Origin of the sequence: Flavobacterium sp. GCM10023249 (genome assembly GCF_042653365.1) — a bacterium.
Taxonomy (GTDB): Bacteria; Bacteroidota; Bacteroidia; order Flavobacteriales; family Flavobacteriaceae; genus Flavobacterium.
Genome location: NZ_JBHSHZ010000009.1, coordinates 538,944 through 556,732, shown reverse-complemented (window position 1 = coordinate 556,732; position 17,789 = coordinate 538,944). Strand labels below are relative to the sequence as shown.

The window sequence follows — 17,789 nt, the reverse complement described above, 5'->3', positions numbered from 1 at the left end:
ATTTTTTAGTTGATGGGTTTATTCGTTAATTTGTTATATGAAAATAAAAGAAATACTTTCGATACTTGAAGAAATGGCTCCTTTGGCCTATGCCGAGGATTTTGATAATGTTGGTTTGCTGGTTGGCGACTCAAATGCTGAAGCAACTGGTGTTTTGGTGTGTCATGATGCATTGGAGGCTGTAATTGATGAAGCTGTCAAAAAGCAATGCAATTTGGTTGTTTGTTTTCACCCGATTTTGTTTTCGGGCATCAAAAAAATTACCGGTAAAAATTATGTGGAAAGATCTATTCTTAAGGCAATAAAGAATGATATTGCCATTTATGCCGTACATACTGCATTGGATAATCATAAAGCGGGAGTTAATAAAATTTTTTGTGATGCTTTGGGTTTAATAAATACGAAGGTTTTGGTGCCAAAACAAAACTTTATTCAAAAACTGATTACTTATACCATTCCTGAAAATGTGGAAAAATTGCGCAACGCTTTGTTCGATGCCGGAGCCGGAAAAATTGGGAACTATGAAGATTGTAGTTTTAATTCGAAAGGTATCGGAACGTATATGGGTAACGAGAACAGTAATCCGGAAATAGGTGAGCGGTTTGAGTTTGTGGAAGCGGAAGAAATTAAGATTGAGGTGACTTTTGAGAAATATTTGCAGTCTAAAATTCTGAAAGCTTTATTTTCAAACCATGTATATGAAGAAGTAGCTTATGAAATATACGAGCTGCAAAATAATCATCAAAATATTGGCTTAGGGATGGTAGGAGAATTGACTCAGGATATGAATGAAGTTGATTTTCTTATGATGGTGAAGGATAAAATGGAGTGTGGTGGAATTCGTCATACTGGTTTCTTAGGAAAAAAAATTAAGAAAGTTGCTGTTTTGGGCGGTTCTGGAAGTTATGCAATTAAGAATGCGATTGCAGCCGGAGCTGATGCGTATTTGACAGCCGATTTGAAGTACCACAATTTTTACGAAGCAGAAAACAAGATTTTATTGGCCGATATTGGACATTTTGAAAGTGAACGTTACACAAAAAATTATATAGTTGATTATCTTACGAAAAAAATTCCTAATTTTGCAATCGTTTTATCTCAAATAAATACAAATCCAGTTAAGTACTTATAAAATATGGCAACAAAAGAATTGAACGTTGAAGAAAAGTTAAGAGCGTTGTATGATTTACAATTAATAGATTCTAGAATCGACGAAATTAGAAACGTAAGAGGAGAATTGCCTCTTGAAGTGGAAGATTTAGAAGACGAAGTTGCGGGATTAAGCACTCGTTTAGAGAAACTTAAAACTGATTTGGATAGCATCGAAGAGCAAATCAAAGTAAAGAAAAATGCTATTGATGAGCACAAAGAAGCTATTAAAAAATATACAACTCAGCAAAAAGAAGTACGTAACAATCGTGAATTCAACTCTTTGACTAAAGAAGTAGAATTTCAAGAATTGGAAATTCAATTGGCTGAAAAGCACATCCGCGAGATGAAAGCTTCAATTGAACACAAAAAAGAAGTGATTGCGCAATCAAAAGAAAAATTAGAGGCTAAATCAACTCACTTAAAGCATAAAAAATCAGAATTAGACGCAATTATGTCTGAAACTGAAAAAGAAGAAAAATTCTTAACTGAAAAATCAGAAGAATACCAAGCACAAATTGAAGAGCGTTTATTGAATGCTTACAAACGTATTCGTTCAAGTGTTCGTAACGGTTTAGCAGTTGTGTCAATTGAGCGTGGTGCTTCAGCAGGTTCATTCTTCACAATTCCTCCGCAAACACAAATGGAAATTGCGTCTCGTAAAAAAATCATTACTGACGAACACAGTGGAAGAATTTTAGTAGACACTGCTTTAGCTGATGAAGAAAAAGAAAAAATGGAGCAATTATTTGCGAAAATATAAGTAATTTAAATCCCGATTTTGCATCGGGATTTTTTTATGAAAAAAGTTACTTATTTTTTATTTACCAAATCAATCGGGTTGTATATAAACCTGATGGGTTTGTTGTCTCCAAAAAAGGCTGTTAGATTGGCTTTTCAGCTTTTTAGTGAACCACGTGAAGGTAAGATTTCCAAAGAAAATATGCCGGCAATTCTGCAAAATGTCACCTCGGAAACTTTTGAACACGAAGGTTGTAATTTTCAAGCTTACGTTTGGGAAGGTAACGAAAACAAAATTCTTTTGGTACACGGATGGGAAAGTAATGCTTCGCGATGGGCCAATATTCTTCCTTTTTTAAAAAAATCAGGTTCAACGATTATCGCTATAGACGGACCTGCACACGGATTGTCAGGTGGGAAGGAATTTAGTATTCCTCAATATGCTGAATTTATTCATAGAACAGTTGATAAATACAAACCGCAATATTTGATTGGGCATTCAATAGGAGGGAAAACTTGTTTGTACTATCAGTATCTGTATCCCAATGAAGATATTAAGAAAATGGTCATATTAGGTGCACCAAGTGATTTTACAATCATTTTAAAAAACTATATCAATATTCTTAGTTTGAACTCTCGTATTGCCAAAGATTTGGAAGAGAAATATGCGAGAAGATACAAGCAAAAACTAGAAGACTTTTCAGGGCGAAAATTTGCTTCCGTAATTACGACGAAAGGTTTGATTGCCCATGATGTTGATGATACTGTGGTGTCCATTAATGAAGCTAAAAAAATTGCCGAAGTTTGGACTAATGCAAAGTTGATTGAAACCAAAGGACTTGGACATAGTATGCATGATGACAATCTTTACGAGAATATTTACCAGTTTTTATTTGATAATTGAGTAGCAGATTGTCAATAATTAAGAATTTATTGGCTATTAAAACCCATTCCTTTTCCTTAAATTTGTCAAGGAAGCGCTGATAACTGTTAGCGCAAATGTCAAAATCTATAATTTTCAATGTCAAGTATAATACAATTACTCCCTGATCATGTTGCCAATCAAATTGCTGCCGGAGAAGTGGTTCAGCGACCTGCATCTGTGGTGAAAGAATTAATGGAAAATGCCATTGATGCCGGAGCAACCGATATAAAGTTAATTTGTAAAGATGCTGGAAAAACATTAATTCAGGTAATTGACAATGGAAAAGGAATGAGTGTAACCGATGCTCGTTTGTGTTTTGAGCGACACGCGACTTCAAAAATTCGCAAAGCTGAAGATTTATTTGATTTGCATACCAAAGGATTTAGAGGTGAAGCTTTGGCCTCTATTGCCGCAATTGCACATGTCGAGTTGAAAACCAAACAGGATCAAGACGAATTAGGAACGCATTTGGTTATAGAAGGAAGTAAGTTTACTTCGCAAGAACCTGCTGTATTGGCCAAAGGAACTTCATTTTCAGTAAAGAATCTTTTTTTTAATATTCCTGCACGACGTAATTTCCTGAAATCCGATACAGTCGAATTAAAGCATGTGGTTGATGAGTTTCAACGTGTAGCGATGGCGCATTCGAATATTCATTTTACTTTATATCATAATGGTAGCGAATTGTTTAATTTGCCGCAATCCAATCTGCGTCAACGCATCGTAGCAATTTTTTCAGGTAAAACCAATGAAAAACTTGTTCCCGTTCAGGAGACAACAGATATAGTAACGATCAATGGCTTTATTGGGAAACCCGAATTTGCCAAAAAGAATCGTAGTGAGCAATTCTTTTTTGTGAATGATCGTTTTATTAAAAGTGGTTATTTACACCATGCTATTATGGCTGCTTATGAAGGTTTGTTAAAGGATGGTGCTCAACCTAGTTATTTCTTATACCTGGAAGTGCCGCCACATACTATTGATATCAATATCCATCCTACCAAAACAGAAATTAAATTCGACGATGAACATGCTTTGTATGCAATTTTGCGTTCAGCGGTGAAACATAGTTTAGGTCAGTTCAATGTAGCTCCGGTATTGGATTTTGATAGAGATGCAACATTAGATACACCTTACGATTATCAGAGTAAGTCTGTTGAATATCCAACAATACAGGTAGATAGCACTTTCAATCCATTTGCCGAGGAGAAAAAATCAAACGTATCAAGTGGCGGTAGTAGTAATTTTTCTTTTAAACCAAAAAAAGAGGCACAGCCGCATTGGGAAAGCTTGTATGTTGGTTTGAAAGAGACTTTCGAATCAGAACCACAGGAAATGCAATTTGAATCGGATGTAGTGACAAGTTCTTTATTCAATGATAATGAAATTGAACAAACGAAAACAGCAACGTATCAAATTCATAAAAAATATATTGTAAGTCCAATCAAATCGGGTATGTTAATCATTGATCAGCAACGAGCGCACCAACGTGTGTTGTATGAACAGTTTTTAACGAATATTACTGTACATCAAGCGAACAGCCAACAGTTGTTGTTCCCATTAACGCTTTATTTTTCCGGAAATGAAATGGTTTTACTACGTGAGCTTATTCCTTCTTTGGAAAATACTGGATTTGTTTTTGATTCAATCAGTCAGGATGCTATTGAAATTTCGGGTTTACCTGTAACGATCTCTGAAAGTGAAGCGTCAATCGTTTTAGAACAATTGGTCGCCGATTTACAAGATGAAATTCCAGATAGTAGTTTTAGTCAGATGGACAGTATGGCAAAATCGATGGCTAAAAGTCTAGCAGTAAAAACGGGAACATATCTTTCTGAAAAAGAACAAGAAAATTTAGTAAATAATTTATTTGCTTGTAAAGAAACTTCGGTTTCTCCATTTAATAAACCGACTTTTATCACGTTGAGTGTAGAAGATTTAGATAAAAAATTTAGTATATGATACCAATGTCACCAACAGTAAAACAACTGTTGATTATAAATATTATTTTTTTCGTAGGAACTTGGCTGATAGGTGATTTAGCCTATGTGCATTTGGGTTTGGTTCCGTTTCAAAACGAAGCTTTTAGACCATGGCAGTTAGTAACCAATATGTTTATGCATTTTGATATTCGGCATATTGCTTTTAATATGCTGGCATTGTATTCATTTGGTTCGGCACTAGAATACATTTGGGGTGCAAAAAAATTTCTGTTTTTTTATATATCTTGTGGTTTAGGAGCAGGATTGTTGCAAAACGGTATCTTTTACATGAATGGAATTGATGCTGCTTTAGTATTAGGTGCTTCTGGAGCAGTTTATGGTTTGATGACGGCATTTGCATTCATGTTTCCTGAGTCGCGAATGGGACTAATGCTGATTCCTGTTTCTATAAAAGCGAAATATTTTGTACCTATAGTTTTGTCAATAGATTATCTATTAGGTTTTTATGGTTCGTCATTTTTTAGCCGTTCAACCGGTGTGGCGCATTTTGCGCATTTAGGTGGAGCTTTGATTGGTTTTATAATGATGTGGTATTGGAAGAAAAATTCGTTTAATAATCGTCGCTGGAATTAGTTATGAGTATTTTTGAAGATTTGAAACTTGAATTTAAAATTGGGGATATCTCGATTAAGATTATCATGATTTGTGTTTTTACATTTCTAGTGTCAATACCCTTCTTTTATAGTTTTCAGAAAGGTGTTTTCGAGATACCCGATTGGTTGTCTCTGAATTCAGATTATAATAGGTCACTGATTTTTCCGTGGACTTTAATTACCTACCAATTTTTTCACGGTGGTTTTTTTCATCTTGTAGCGAATATGTTCGCCCTGACATTTGCTAGTAGGTTGTTTTTAACTTTTTTTACTCAGAAACAACTTTTAGGAGTTTATATTTTAGGAGGAGCATTCGCAGGAATTGTTTTTGTAATAGGTTACTTGTTGCTTCAAAATTTTGGAGTATTGGTAGGTGCTTCTGCTTCTGTAATGGCTGTTTTGGTAGCGGTTACGGTTTATCAGCCTTTAATGATGGTGCATTTGCCTCTACTGGGGCATATTAAACTTTGGTATATTACAGCTACAATTATTATTGCATTGGATATTTTAAATTTTCAACTAGCGAATACTGGAGGTCATTTGGCGCATCTTGGTGGCGCTTTGTTTGGCTTTATATATATTAAAACTTTGCAAGCAGGAACTGATTTGACTTTTGGATTCAATAGGCTTTTAGATGCCGTAGTAGGTTTGTTTTCAGGAAGAAAATCTACTCCATTCAAGAAAGTGCATAAAAACGTAAAGTCAGATTCAGCTAAATCGACATCAAGAGTTGTAACAAAAGATAAAAGCCAACAACAAATAGACGAGATTTTGGATAAAATTAGTCAGTCAGGTTATGATAGTCTTACCAAAGAAGAAAAGGAGTTTTTGTTCAAAGCGGGTAAGTAACGTTTAATTTTTCTGACAAAAAAATCGTTTATTTGTATAGTAATAGAGTAGAGAGTAAGTAATGAAGAACCTTTCGTGGTTTAATAAAGTAATGTTTTTTTTCAATATAGTCCTTACTATATTGACTTTCGTTGCTTATGTTTTACCTTTTCTTGCTCCAAATTGGTTTCCCTTTTTATCGGTTTTAACGTTAATACTTCCGCTGTTTTTGATCATTAATGCATTGTTTTTTGTGTACTGGTTTATACAATTTAAGAGACAGTTGATTCTTTCCGGGTTGGTATTAATTTTAGGAATAACATTCATTAATAAATATTACAAGTTCTCCAGTAAAGAAAAGGTAGCTACTGATAGGGATTTTGTGGTAATGAGCTACAATGTACGATTGCTAAATCTTTTTAATTGGATACCAAGAGAAAATGTGGCGCAAGATATTCTTGAATTTGTGAATGAAAAGAATCCTGATGTGTTATGCATTCAGGAATATTCTACCTCTGCTTCTGCAAAAATTGATTTGAAAATTTACCCTTATCGCGCTATTTTCATGGATGGAGATCAAATTAAAACGGGTAATGCCATCTTTTCTAAATTTCCAATTGTAAATGAAGGTAAAATTGATTTTCCAAACTCAAATAACAATGCCATTTTTGCCGATGTTAAAATTGGTAAGGATATTGTTCGATTTTATAATTTGCATTTGGAATCACTTAAAATATCTCCAGATGTCAATGATATTTCTGAAAATGTTGAAGGGATAAAACAAAAAGATTCTAGACTCATTGTGAAGCGAATCAGTGATGGATTTACAAAGCAACAGCAACAAGCGGAAATTATTATGGAGCACAAGCGGACTTGCAGTTATCCACTAATTGTTTGTGGGGATATGAATAATAGTGCATTCTCTTATGTATACAGAGTGATTAAAGGCAATATGCAGGACTGTTTTGAAGAAGCAGGTACAGGATTTGGGAAAACCTATAATTTCAAACATTATCCTGCTCGAATCGATTATATTTTTGCCGATAATAAGATGAGCGTGAAAAGTTTTGAAAATTTTCCAGACTTTATTAACTCCGACCACATGCCAATTATGACACGTGTGGCGGTGGAGTAATTCTATTTATAGCTTTTGATTTAAAAGATATTCTTTTGCGTATCTTCCTTCATTAAACAAAAGATCCAAAATGCTCAAATTGTTCAAATAACCATGTTTTTCTTCAAAAACTTGTGAGTAGGATTCGAATACTGTGGTATCTTTCTTTCCATTTGCTAAAACGCGTAAATCTTCGTATTGACTAACTTCATGAAAGTATTCTATGGTTTTTTGCGCTTCAAAATTCAAACCCAAGCATTTTTTTACGATTTCAATGGTTTCTAAATTAAGATCCATTAAAAAGGTATGCTTTTTAGTGAAAATAGGCTGGATGGCATCTTCGTAAAATTCGAAGAAAGGTGAAGTGCGATAAGCGGCTTCTAATGACTTGAAATGTTGTTTTTGCCAATCAAAAGCAGTTTCTAGCTTAACATCTTTGGTTTTTTGACGTACTTCTTTACTGTGTTTGATTGGTATATTCAGTAACTGAATGCCATTTGGACTGTAAATATACATTCGGTTTCGGTTGGTTTGTTTCTGGAAGTTGTCTTCCATTTCAAAAGTTACCGAATTGGATTGTGCAATGGCAACAAAATGACTTATTGAAGGGAAATAGGTTGGATGTATAAGTAAGTCCATTGTAATTAGTATTTAAAAAATGCTAAACCATTGTGTTGATTTAGCATTTCTGTTTATTTAGTATTCTTTATGCTTTTTTTGCTTTTTTTCTTTTGTACCAGTCGTATCCAAACCATGCAAGAAGTGCCATTAGAAAATATTTGAAGTACGATGTTGGTTCACCATCTCCACCTACAGTGCAAAATAATCTATCCCAACGAATTTTATCAATGGCTTTACTCCATGGAACATTAGGATCAATACTCCACCAGATAAATACAGGTTTTCCAACCACATGATCGAAAGGCACAAACCCCCAGTAACGGCTGTCTTCAGAGTTATGGCGATTGTCTCCCATCATCCAATAATAATCCTGTTTGAAGGTGTAATTAATCGCTTCTCTATCGTTAATGTAGATTTTGCCTCCTTTTTCTTCCAGTTTATTGCCTTCGTAAATGGTTATTATTCTTCGGTATAGCGGAAGTGTTTCTTTGTTGATCGCTACTGTTTTGTTAGCTTCCGGAATATAAATTGGTCCCATATTATCTTGCGACCATTTTTGATTGTGTGGGAAGATTCCTTTGTCGATTTTTTGTGGTGCAGGTGTTATCCTTTTGACAATTGATTTGATGATGGGAATTTGTTTTATTTTAGCGATGTTTTCTTCTGTTACAGCTGCAAATATGTATTCGTTTGGTTTTCCTGATTGATAAATTCCATCAGTGATTTTTAATTCATTAAGTAAATATTCTGCATAATTGTTTAAAGAAGTGCCATCGGTAGTAACAAAATAAGAATATTGTGTTTTGGCTCTTTCGGGTAATGCAATTCGCTTATTGTTGATGTAAATTTCACCTGATTTGATTGAAAGGTTGTCTCCAGGTAATCCAACACAACGTTTTACATAATTGGAACGTTTGTCTAACGGTTTGTCTATGTGTCTTCCTGAAGGATCTCTGAAGAAATATACAGTATCTGCAGGCCAGTTAAATACCACGATATCGTTACGTTTTATGCTTTGAACCCCAGGTAAACGGAATGATGGCAATTGAGGCCAACTTGAATAGGATTTTCCTTTAACTATGAATAAGCTATCGTGAACCATTGGTAATGCGACTGCAGTTTTTGGAGTTCTCGCGCCGTAATGGAATTTACTTACGAATAAAAAATCACCGACTAACAATGATTTCTCCAATGAAGATGTTGGGATATTGAATGGTTGCATTACATAGGTGTGAACCAAAGTTGCCACTACCACAGCGTATAAAATAGAATTGATCGTGTCGCCTACTTGTGTTTTGGCTACTAAACTACGGTCTTTAATGTATGTTACATCTACTGCATAATTGATATAGTAGGTATAGAAACCAAGAGTTCCTACTGCCAATAAAGTGTCTGTTGTGGAGTTTTTGCCAAAACTTCTAATGGTTTCTACCCAAACGACAATAAACATAATTAGGTTGATTACCGGTATGAACAATAGCGCAGTCCACCAAGTTGGACGATTAATAATTTTCATTAAAATGATAGAATTGTAAACAGGAATAAAAGCTTCCCATGATTTTCTACCTGCCTTTTGATATAGTTTCCATGTTCCTAAACCGTGAATGATTTGAAGTGCTAGGAAAAATATAAACCATTGTAATGCTGTCATCTTTTTGTATTTATTCGGTTACGATTTACTTCTATTAAAATTAAATTGTTGCTTTTAGTGTGTGTTTTTATTTTAAATTCAAAACATCTTTCATAGTAAAAACTCCTTTTTTTCCAAACAACCATTCGGAAGCAATTACGGCACCTAAAGCAAAGCCTTCTCTACTATGGGCTGTATGTTTGATCTCAATCTGATCTACTGCGCTATCGTAAAAAATGCTGTGTGTTCCGGGAATGTTTTCAATACGTTTGGCTTCAATCTGAATTTGATTATCAGTCGGATTTTCCAATGTCCAACCTGAATAGTCAGAATTGTTAATTATACCTTCCGCTAATGAAATCGCTGTTCCGCTTGGAGCATCCAGTTTCTGCGTATGATGAATTTCTTCCATAGATACTTTGTATTCTTTCAAATTTGCCATCATTTTGGCTAAATAAGAATTCAATTCAAAGAAAATATTTACACCTAAGCTAAAATTCGAACCATATATAAAAGCTCCATTTTTTTCATTGCATAGGTCGACTATTTCATCGTAATGCTCCAGCCAACCGGTAGTACCACACACAACTGGAATATTAGTAGCAAAACATTCAGAGATGTTACAAACGGCACTGTCAGGAACACTGAAATCGATAGCAACATCTGCATTTTCAAGTCCTTCGAATGTTGATGAGCTTGACTTGCGTAAAACGATTTCATGTCCGCGTTCTAAAGCGATGCGCTCGATTACTTTGCCCATTTTGCCATATCCCAGTAAAGCTATTTTCATTTTTTGTTTCTTTTGAATTTATTGATAAGAAGGAAAGAAAGTAATCCGCAAAGTAGTCCAATTACAAAAATTTGTACAAAATCTATCGTTCTAATTGCACTATTGTCCTGAGAGAAATATCTGCAGGTAGCGCCAAGAAACAAAATAGATAGGATTATTATTCTTGTTCTTTCCATAATTAAAAATTATAATGTAAGGATAAACCAATATTTTGTTTGGAACTGAATTCGTTCTGTTGGATTTCGGGTTTCACTGTCAATTTTCCATTGACATTGAATTGTTTGAGATGCGAATCTACATTGGCATCGATAATATTCAATGCGTACAAGCCTACAGTAATTAAAAGTGATAAATCTTTATTCCTTTGATGGTATTTTTGGGCGTCAATCAACTGAGTATTGCTCAATCGAGTGTATTTTGGATTAAGATCCGGGTCGTTTGCTAATCTTTTCTTGTACTCAGTTCTGTAGCTTTCGTACTTTTTTTTGTTCCAAGAATAGGCATAAATACCCGTTCCCATGGCGCCCCATACAATTGGAACTTTCCAATAACGCTTGTTGTATACTTGTCCCATGCCTGGAAGTACTGCCGATAAAAAAGCGGCTTTAGAAGGAGCTAAAGGATTGATTTTGTTTTCAATAGTGTCAGAGGCTTTTAGGTTCAATTCTTCCTGGCTGTATCCTGAAAAGTTACCGAACAAAGCGCAGAAAAGTAGTATGTAATACCAATATTTCACTACCCTTTGATCAATTTGATGATTCTGTTGAAATCTTCTTCAGACTTGAAGGGAATAGTAATTTTACCTTTACCATTTGAAGCAATTTTTACATCGATTTTTGTTCCAAAATAGGTGTTGAATACCTCTTGGTCATCATTGTTTATTTCAAATGCAACTGTAGTGGTTTTTGTAGATGGTTTTTCCGGCGTTCCTTCGTGGTACGCTTTTACCAATGCTTCTGTTTCACGTACAGATAAGTTTTCGCTAACAATCTTTTGGTAGATATCGGTTTGTGCATCATGATCGTCAACGTTGATGATGGCGCGCCCATGACCCATAGAGATAAATCCGTCACGAATACCTGTTTGAATGATTGGATCTAATTTTAAAAGGCGCATATAGTTGGCCACTGTAGAACGTTTTTTTCCTACACGGTCACTTACTTGTTCCTGAGTCAATTGAATTTCATCCATTAAACGTTGGTACGATAAGGCGATTTCGATTGGATCCAAATCATGGCGTTGGATGTTTTCTACCAATGCCATAGTTAACGATTCGTTGTCATCCGCTAAACGAATGTAAGCCGGAACCGTTTTTAAACCCACAATTTTGGAAGCACGTAAACGGCGTTCTCCTGAAATTAGTTGGTATTTGTTAAAGTCCATCTTACGAACCGTTATAGGTTGGATAACTCCAAGTTCACGGATCGAAGTGGCTAATTCTTGTAAAGACTCTTCGTTAAAATTGGTTCTTGGCTGAAAAGGATTGATTTCAATTGATTCAATTTCCAATTCAATGATATTTCCTACTACCTTATCTGCATTTTTATCCGATACTGATTTGATGTCGTTTTCAGGATCTTTTAATAACGCTGATAATCCACGTCCCATTGCTTGTTTTTTTGCCAATGCCATATTCTCTATTAACTATTTTTCTTTATGATTTCTTCTGCTAAGTGTAAATAATTGGTTGCTCCTTTACTGGTAGCATCGTAATTGATGATGCTTTCTCCGTAACTAGGCGCCTCACTTAGTTTGATGTTTCTCTGAATTACGGTTTCAAAAACCATATTGTTAAAGTGTTTTTGTACTTCTTCCACAACTTGATTGGATAATCGCAAACGAGAATCGTACATTGTTAGCAATAAGCCTTCGATGTCTAATTCAGGATTGTGAATTTTCTGTACACTTTTGATGGTGTTTAGTAATTTACCTAAACCTTCCAATGCAAAATACTCACACTGAATAGGGATTACAACACTGTTGGCTGCTGTTAATGCATTAAGTGTCAATAGTCCCAATGATGGAGCACAATCGATAATGATGTAATCGTACTTGTCCACCACGCTTTCCAATGATTTCTTAAGCATATATTCGCGGTTTTCCTTGTCTACCAATTCGATTTCGATAGCAACAAGGTCGATGTGTGCCGGAATGACATCTACATTAGGAGCCGAACTTTTAATGATAGTTTCTTCAGGAGTATTACTATGCTCTAAAATTTGGTAAGTACCGGTTTCAACACTTTCCACATCAATACCCAATCCTGAAGTGGCATTTGCCTGAGGATCAGCATCAATAAGTAATACTTTTTTTTCTAAAACACCTAAAGCGGCTGCTAAGTTGATAGAAGTAGTTGTTTTTCCAACACCACCTTTCTGATTAGCAATTGCAATGATTTTGCCCATTTGATTTTTGAAATTTTGAGCCGTAAAAATACAACTATTTATGGGTTTTGAAAATCTATTTTGTCAACAATCTGAAAACTTTATGAATTTTAACTTAGTAGTGGTAAATTTGCGCAAAATTAAAAAATAATGAATTGTTATAAAGCATTGGTATTGCTGTTGTTTTTGTTTTCTACTAGTATACATTCTCAGAAGTTTTCCAAACCAAATAAAGATTTTACTAAAAGCGAAATTGTAAAAATCCAAAAAAGTAATATGCAATATTCTTATTGTGATAATGATTTTGACGGACAAGTTGCAATCGATTTTTCAAGGATAAAAGAAGTTGTTTTGGATCAATATTCAAACCAATTATCAACAGAAAAAGGGGTGTATATTTCTACAAAAAACGGCAGAGTACTTTTTGTGTCGGATTTAGATGTAAACCCAGCAATTTCTACAAAATGTGTTTATTCAACCTCGGTGATGAACTCATTGTTAGATATTGCTATCAGTCAAAATAATGATTATTATGTGGCAATCGGAAGGAATGTTAAGAAGATAAATAAGGTAAACTGTCAGCCAGAATTACTCTACGATTACGGCTTTTCTGGATCGATTACGGCGCTTTCATTCGACACAAAATCAAATATGTATTTGGGTGGTTTTGATACTAAAGTATATCAGGCAAAAGAAAGGAGTTATGACCGTGTTGAAATCTGGCATGATTTCGGTCAAGGAACTGCAGCAGGAGATTTTGTAATTGTTGGTGATAAAATGTATGTCGCGTGGAGAATAAATTTTGAATGCCGATTGTATGAAATTACGCTTGATAGTAACAATAATTTTCAAAGCTATGTTGATTTAGGAAGGATTCCTGATAATACTTTTGGCTTGGCAAGCGAATTAGGAAATCTTTACGGAGTTACAGTTTCAAGTCTTTATAAAATTGATAAGTCAACTATGCAGACAGTTACAGTGGTATATAATCCTTCTACTTCAGATTTGTGGTATGGTGCTGCAGGTCAAAACGAAGCTGTAGCATTTAAAATTAATGTTTTTGAAACAGAAAACAATGCAACTAACAATGAAAATCCTTTGCCTAATTTATGGTTTAATACGGTTTCTGGCGGGCAAACTGTTTATGTGTCGGTGTTGAATACAATTACAAATCAATCGGTTATCGTACCTGTGGATTTGATAGTAAATATACCACCACGATTTATAAAGCCGACTCCACTTACAAATTGTGATTCAAAAGTATTTAATGTTAGAGAGTTGACGGATAACCTTATTAAAGATGGACAAAATAATGTAGTAGTTCATTATTACCTGAATGCGGATGATGCTCAAAAAGATAATAATCGACATCCGGATGTGTTTACTTTAATCGGCGAGTATCAAAAGGTGTTTTCACGAATTACCAATACTACAACAGGATGTTTTTCGGTGTTTGATTTTGAGCTACAGGTAAATCAAAGTCCGGTTTTAAATGCAATTCCTGATACTACTGTTTGTGCCAACTCCCCAGTAAGTTCAAGTACATTTGATTTGAAAGCTTTAAATCCAAAAGTGATCCAGAATCGTCCAGCAAGTGATTTCGAAATTCACTATTACTTAACGCTCTTCGATGCTCAAAACGAATTGAACCGCATTCTAATGCCGGTAGAACTAAATACCCAGTCGAATCATTTTTATGTGAATTTGAAGAATAAAGTATCCAAATGTTTTACTACTACTGATTTTTTTATCAATTATATCGAAGGAGAAAAGGTCGAAACTATAATTCAATCTTTCATTACAAAGGAATGGAGTAATAATGATAACTCTATCGAAGTGGTACCGACCCAAAATGGTAATTATGAATTTTCCATTGATGGGTTTAGTTTTCAGAATAGCCCTAGGTTTTCTCATTTGGAACCTGGAAACTATGCGATTACCGTAAAGGATTTGAACAATTGTAATTATCAAGTAAAAAGTGTTACGATTTTGAATTACCCTGATTTTTTCACTCCAAATAACGATGGATACAATGACGTATGGAACATAAATTTTGATAAGTCAAGAGATGATTTTAAGATCTTTATTTATGACCGATATGGTAAATTACTGAAGATGTTGAATGGGAATGACGGGTGGGATGGAAAATACCAAGGAAGGGATTTGCCTTCCAGTGACTATTGGTTTGTTGTGAAAAAGAATAATGAAAAAGAATATGTTAAAGGTCATTTTTCTTTAAAAAGATAAAAGATTTAATACAAGATAAACAAAAGGAAAACGGTATTTTCGTTTTCCTTTTGTTTATAATAATATTTACTTATTCCCTTTCGATTTAATCATAGCTTCGAGCATGTCCCAAAGTTCATTGGGAACCGATTCTAAAAGATTGAATTGTCCTGCACCCTGTAACCATTCACCACCGTCGATAGTGATGACTTCACCGTTGACATATGCTGAGAAATCTGAAACCAAGTAAGCGGCTAAATTAGCCAGTTCCTGATGGTCTCCCACACGTTTTAAAGGTACTTTTTTCGCTAAGTCAAATTTATCCTTCAAGTCGCCTGGTAATAATCTGTCCCATGCACCTTTGGTAGGAAATGGTCCAGGAGCAATGGCGTTGGTTCGGATACCATATTTTGCCCATTCCACGGCCAAACTGCGTGTCATGGCTAATACACCTGCTTTTGCAGTTGCACTCGGGACCACATAGGCAGAACCTGTCCATGCATAAGTGGTGACGATATTCAGAACGTTGGTGTTGGTTTGTTTTTTATCTATCCAATGTTTTCCAAAGGCCAATGTACAGTTTTTGGATCCTTTTAAAACAATATCGATAATAGTGTCCCAAGCATTGGCGGATAATCTTTCGGTAGGAGAGATGAAGTTTCCAGCCGCATTATTTAAAAGTACGTCTACTTTGCCATAGGCTTTGAGTACTTCGGCTAACAAGGCTTCTACCTGATCGTAATGACGAACATCACATTGTAAAGGGAGACATTTTCCACCAGTTTCTGTTTCCAATTCTTGCGCGGTGGTTTTTAGTTTGTCTAAATCACGCGACGTTATGGCAACTTTGGCACCCAATTCCATAAAGTATTTGGTCATGGCTTTCCCTAATCCACTACCACCACCGGTGATTACAATTACTTTGTCTGCTAAAGCATTATCACGAAGCATTTTTGCTGAAAAATTCATAGTTCTTTGTTTTTTTTGATCTAGCGTAAAGTTACTAAAATTATCAAACCACTAGGGATGATTTTCAGTTGGTATACAACAATTTATCCTGCAGTAATAAAAAAAATCAGTGGCCATTCCAACCTTTTAAAATAATTTGTTCTCTATATAAGAAAGGAAAGGAATTGGATTGGACTGTGTTAGTAGATCAAAAACTTAGCTGAACTACTTCTAAACTAACCATCTCTATACTAACTTCGGTAGTTCAGCGGAAAAACACCAACTTAATGTTGGTGTTTTTTTATGGCTGTAAATTAGATTGTATTGAGTCTTTCGGCTGCAGCTATCAAGGTTTCGTCGGTTTTAGCAAAGCAGAAGCGCAACATTTGTCTGTCGGTAGTATCATTGTAAAATACCGAAATAGGTATTGCAGCTACACCGTGTTTTGTAATCAGTTCTTTGGCAAAATCCACATCATTTGCGGTAGTAATGTTTTTGTAACTCACCACTTGAAAGTAGGTGCCATCACAAGGCATTAATTCGAACCGACTGTCTTTTATCAGTGATTGGAATAAGTCTCTTTTTTGTTGGTACATTGTCGCTATTTCATTGAAGTCGACTACATCCAAGTAGCTCGCAATGGTATGCTGACCAAAGCTGTTCACACTGAAGACCAAAAACTGATGTACTTTCTTTATCTCCACCATAAGGTTTTCGGGAGCAATGAGATAGCCCACTTTCCATCCGGTAACGTGCAATGACTTCCCAAAAGATGAGGCAATAATCGTTCTGTGTTGTAGCTTTTCTCTAGTATTGCAGGAAATATGGGTTTGCGAAAACGTTATGTATTCATACACCTCATCGCTTAAGATAAATATTTGCGGATGCTTCTCTAGTAGTAATTCAAAGGCTTCAAAGTCGGCAAGAGTCCAAATTCTGCCTGTGGGGTTGTGCGGATTGTTAATGACAATCATTTTGGTTTTGGCGGTTATTGCCGATGCAATTCGATTGAAATCCGGTGTGTAATCTGAATTCAGTGCAACTCTTACCGGTGTTCCGCCTGCTACCAGTACCGAAGGTTCGTAACTGTCATAACTCGGATCTAAAATAATCACTTCATCATCCTTACCAATCAACGCGTTTATAGCTGTATAAATGCCTTGCGTAGCTCCGGCGGTAATCAGCATTTCGGTAGCGGTATTGACTTTTCGTTGGTACTGTTTATAGGTTTGAAGGGCTATTTTTTCCAATAACGATGGTAAACCGGTCATCGGTGTATATTGATGGATGTTTGAAGTCAGTAGACCTTCCGCTATTTGCAATAAACGTGGGTCTTCTGGAAAGTTGGGAAATCCTTGAGACAAATTAATGGCGCCATGTTCATTGGCTAATTGGGACATTACCGAAAAGATACTGGCTGTTACGTTAGGTAGTTTGGACATTTGAATTTTAGTTGGTTTTGTAAAAGTAGTGTTTTTTTAGTATTTCGCTTTTAGTCCTTAGTCCTTACTGAATAGTAATTGCTCTTTAACTGGTACTAATGATTATGTAAGTGGTACCGAAGACTTTTTAGGTGGTACCAATGATTATGTAAGTGGTACCGAAGACTTTTTAGGTGGTACCAATGATTATGTAAGTGGTACCGAAGACTTTTTAGGTGGTACCAATGATTATGTAAGTGGTACCAAAGACTTTTTAGGTGGTACTGATGATTATGTAAGTGGTACCGAAGACTTTTTAGGTGGTACCAATGATTATGTAAGTGGTACCGAAGACTTTTTAACTGGTACTAAGAACTAAGTGTCATATACCAAAAACTTTGTAATCGGTACTTATT

The 17,789-nt window shown here is 35.2% G+C and carries 17 protein-coding genes; 9 read left to right on the top strand and 8 right to left on the bottom strand.

Annotated elements, in window-relative coordinates:
- Positions 1–37 precede the first annotated feature (37 nt).
- The 7 genes from ACFO7M_RS09255 (at position 38) to ACFO7M_RS09225 (ending at position 7,374) form a co-directional block, all read left to right on the top strand.
- Complete coding sequence (locus ACFO7M_RS09255; RefSeq protein ID WP_379735284.1) at positions 38–1,132, top strand: Nif3-like dinuclear metal center hexameric protein; 1,095 nt, start codon at positions 38–40, stop codon at positions 1,130–1,132.
- 3 nt (positions 1,133–1,135) lie between these two features.
- On the top strand, positions 1,136–1,912 hold the full coding sequence (locus ACFO7M_RS09250; protein WP_379714485.1) for a zinc ribbon domain-containing protein: 777 nt from the start codon (positions 1,136–1,138) through the stop codon (positions 1,910–1,912).
- Positions 1,913–1,948: 36 nt separating this feature from the next.
- Positions 1,949–2,794: an alpha/beta fold hydrolase gene (locus tag ACFO7M_RS09245; protein WP_379735282.1), complete on the top strand. Its 846-nt coding sequence runs from the start codon at positions 1,949–1,951 to the stop codon at positions 2,792–2,794.
- 117 nt (positions 2,795–2,911) lie between these two features.
- A complete protein-coding gene (gene mutL / locus ACFO7M_RS09240) occupies positions 2,912–4,777 on the top strand; it encodes a DNA mismatch repair endonuclease MutL (RefSeq protein ID WP_379735281.1) in 1,866 nt (621 codons plus the stop codon).
- Positions 4,774–5,391, top strand: coding sequence for a rhomboid family intramembrane serine protease (locus ACFO7M_RS09235; RefSeq protein WP_379735279.1), 618 nt, complete (start codon positions 4,774–4,776; stop codon positions 5,389–5,391). Before mutL ends, ACFO7M_RS09235 begins: the two co-directional genes overlap by 4 nt.
- Before the next feature lie 2 nt (positions 5,392–5,393).
- Positions 5,394–6,260, top strand: coding sequence for a rhomboid family intramembrane serine protease (locus ACFO7M_RS09230; protein WP_379735278.1), 867 nt, complete (start codon positions 5,394–5,396; stop codon positions 6,258–6,260).
- Between the two features lie 61 nt (positions 6,261–6,321).
- Positions 6,322–7,374, top strand: coding sequence for an endonuclease/exonuclease/phosphatase family protein (locus tag ACFO7M_RS09225; protein WP_379735276.1), 1,053 nt, complete (start codon positions 6,322–6,324; stop codon positions 7,372–7,374).
- Between the two features lie 6 nt (positions 7,375–7,380).
- On the opposite strand, the gene ACFO7M_RS09220 is transcribed toward ACFO7M_RS09225, so the two are convergent.
- The 6 genes from ACFO7M_RS09220 to ACFO7M_RS09195 all read right to left on the bottom strand — a co-directional run bounded on the left by ACFO7M_RS09220 (position 7,381) and on the right by ACFO7M_RS09195 (position 12,799).
- Positions 7,381–7,992: a WbqC family protein gene (locus ACFO7M_RS09220; protein WP_379735274.1), complete on the bottom strand. Its 612-nt coding sequence runs from the start codon at positions 7,990–7,992 to the stop codon at positions 7,381–7,383.
- A gap of 67 nt (positions 7,993–8,059) precedes the next feature.
- Positions 8,060–9,625, bottom strand: coding sequence for a signal peptidase I (lepB, locus tag ACFO7M_RS09215; RefSeq protein WP_379735272.1), 1,566 nt, complete (start codon positions 9,623–9,625; stop codon positions 8,060–8,062).
- Between the two features lie 67 nt (positions 9,626–9,692).
- Positions 9,693–10,394 (bottom strand): 4-hydroxy-tetrahydrodipicolinate reductase, encoded by a 702-nt coding sequence (gene dapB, locus ACFO7M_RS09210; protein WP_379735270.1) that lies wholly within the window; start codon positions 10,392–10,394, stop codon positions 9,693–9,695.
- A 178-nt stretch (positions 10,395–10,572) separates the two neighbouring features.
- Complete coding sequence (locus ACFO7M_RS09205; protein ID WP_379735268.1) at positions 10,573–11,130, bottom strand: DUF5683 domain-containing protein; 558 nt, start codon at positions 11,128–11,130, stop codon at positions 10,573–10,575.
- Positions 11,130–12,026, bottom strand: coding sequence for a ParB/RepB/Spo0J family partition protein (locus ACFO7M_RS09200; RefSeq protein ID WP_379735266.1), 897 nt, complete (start codon positions 12,024–12,026; stop codon positions 11,130–11,132). The genes ACFO7M_RS09205 and ACFO7M_RS09200 overlap by 1 nt, the downstream gene beginning before the upstream one ends.
- Before the next feature lie 8 nt (positions 12,027–12,034).
- Positions 12,035–12,799: a ParA family protein gene (locus tag ACFO7M_RS09195; RefSeq protein ID WP_379714454.1), complete on the bottom strand. Its 765-nt coding sequence runs from the start codon at positions 12,797–12,799 to the stop codon at positions 12,035–12,037.
- A gap of 255 nt (positions 12,800–13,054) precedes the next feature.
- Between ACFO7M_RS09195 and ACFO7M_RS09190 the strand changes: the two genes are divergently transcribed.
- Positions 13,055–15,025: a T9SS type B sorting domain-containing protein gene (locus ACFO7M_RS09190; RefSeq protein ID WP_379735265.1), complete on the top strand. Its 1,971-nt coding sequence runs from the start codon at positions 13,055–13,057 to the stop codon at positions 15,023–15,025.
- A gap of 66 nt (positions 15,026–15,091) precedes the next feature.
- Here the strand turns inward: ACFO7M_RS09190 and ACFO7M_RS09185 are convergent, their stop codons facing one another.
- Both ACFO7M_RS09185 and ACFO7M_RS09180 read right to left on the bottom strand, forming a co-directional pair.
- Positions 15,092–15,973, bottom strand: a complete 882-nt coding sequence (locus ACFO7M_RS09185) for an SDR family oxidoreductase (RefSeq protein ID WP_379735263.1) — start codon at positions 15,971–15,973, stop codon at positions 15,092–15,094.
- A 293-nt stretch (positions 15,974–16,266) separates the two neighbouring features.
- Positions 16,267–17,394 carry a methionine aminotransferase gene (locus ACFO7M_RS09180; RefSeq protein WP_379735261.1) on the bottom strand — a complete coding sequence of 376 codons (1,128 nt, stop codon included), beginning with the start codon at positions 17,392–17,394 and terminating at the stop codon, positions 16,267–16,269.
- Positions 17,395–17,461: 67 nt separating this feature from the next.
- On the opposite strand from ACFO7M_RS09180, the gene ACFO7M_RS09175 reads away from it, so the two are divergent.
- A complete protein-coding gene (locus ACFO7M_RS09175) occupies positions 17,462–17,752 on the top strand; it encodes a hypothetical protein (protein ID WP_379735520.1) in 291 nt (96 codons plus the stop codon).
- Positions 17,753–17,789: the final 37 nt, after the last annotated feature.

Excerpts from the sequence above, each read along its gene's own strand:
- ACFO7M_RS09255 (WP_379735284.1), top strand. The coding sequence starts at position 38 with ATGAAAATAAAAGAAATACTTTCGATACTTGAAGAAATGGCTCCTTTG.
- ACFO7M_RS09250 (WP_379714485.1), top strand. The coding sequence starts at position 1,136 with ATGGCAACAAAAGAATTGAACGTTGAAGAAAAGTTAAGAGCGTTGTAT.
- ACFO7M_RS09245 (WP_379735282.1), top strand. The coding sequence starts at position 1,949 with ATGAAAAAAGTTACTTATTTTTTATTTACCAAATCAATCGGGTTGTAT.
- mutL (WP_379735281.1), top strand. The coding sequence starts at position 2,912 with ATGTCAAGTATAATACAATTACTCCCTGATCATGTTGCCAATCAAATT.
- ACFO7M_RS09235 (WP_379735279.1), top strand. The coding sequence starts at position 4,774 with ATGATACCAATGTCACCAACAGTAAAACAACTGTTGATTATAAATATT.
- ACFO7M_RS09230 (WP_379735278.1), top strand. The coding sequence starts at position 5,394 with ATGAGTATTTTTGAAGATTTGAAACTTGAATTTAAAATTGGGGATATC.
- ACFO7M_RS09225 (WP_379735276.1), top strand. The coding sequence starts at position 6,322 with ATGAAGAACCTTTCGTGGTTTAATAAAGTAATGTTTTTTTTCAATATA.
- ACFO7M_RS09220 (WP_379735274.1), bottom strand. The coding sequence starts at position 7,992 with ATGGACTTACTTATACATCCAACCTATTTCCCTTCAATAAGTCATTTT.
- lepB (WP_379735272.1), bottom strand. The coding sequence starts at position 9,625 with ATGACAGCATTACAATGGTTTATATTTTTCCTAGCACTTCAAATCATT.
- dapB (WP_379735270.1), bottom strand. The coding sequence starts at position 10,394 with ATGAAAATAGCTTTACTGGGATATGGCAAAATGGGCAAAGTAATCGAG.
- ACFO7M_RS09200 (WP_379735266.1), bottom strand. The coding sequence starts at position 12,026 with ATGGCATTGGCAAAAAAACAAGCAATGGGACGTGGATTATCAGCGTTA.
- ACFO7M_RS09195 (WP_379714454.1), bottom strand. The coding sequence starts at position 12,799 with ATGGGCAAAATCATTGCAATTGCTAATCAGAAAGGTGGTGTTGGAAAA.
- ACFO7M_RS09190 (WP_379735265.1), top strand. The coding sequence starts at position 13,055 with ATGCAATATTCTTATTGTGATAATGATTTTGACGGACAAGTTGCAATC.
- ACFO7M_RS09185 (WP_379735263.1), bottom strand. The coding sequence starts at position 15,973 with ATGAATTTTTCAGCAAAAATGCTTCGTGATAATGCTTTAGCAGACAAA.
- ACFO7M_RS09180 (WP_379735261.1), bottom strand. The coding sequence starts at position 17,394 with ATGTCCAAACTACCTAACGTAACAGCCAGTATCTTTTCGGTAATGTCC.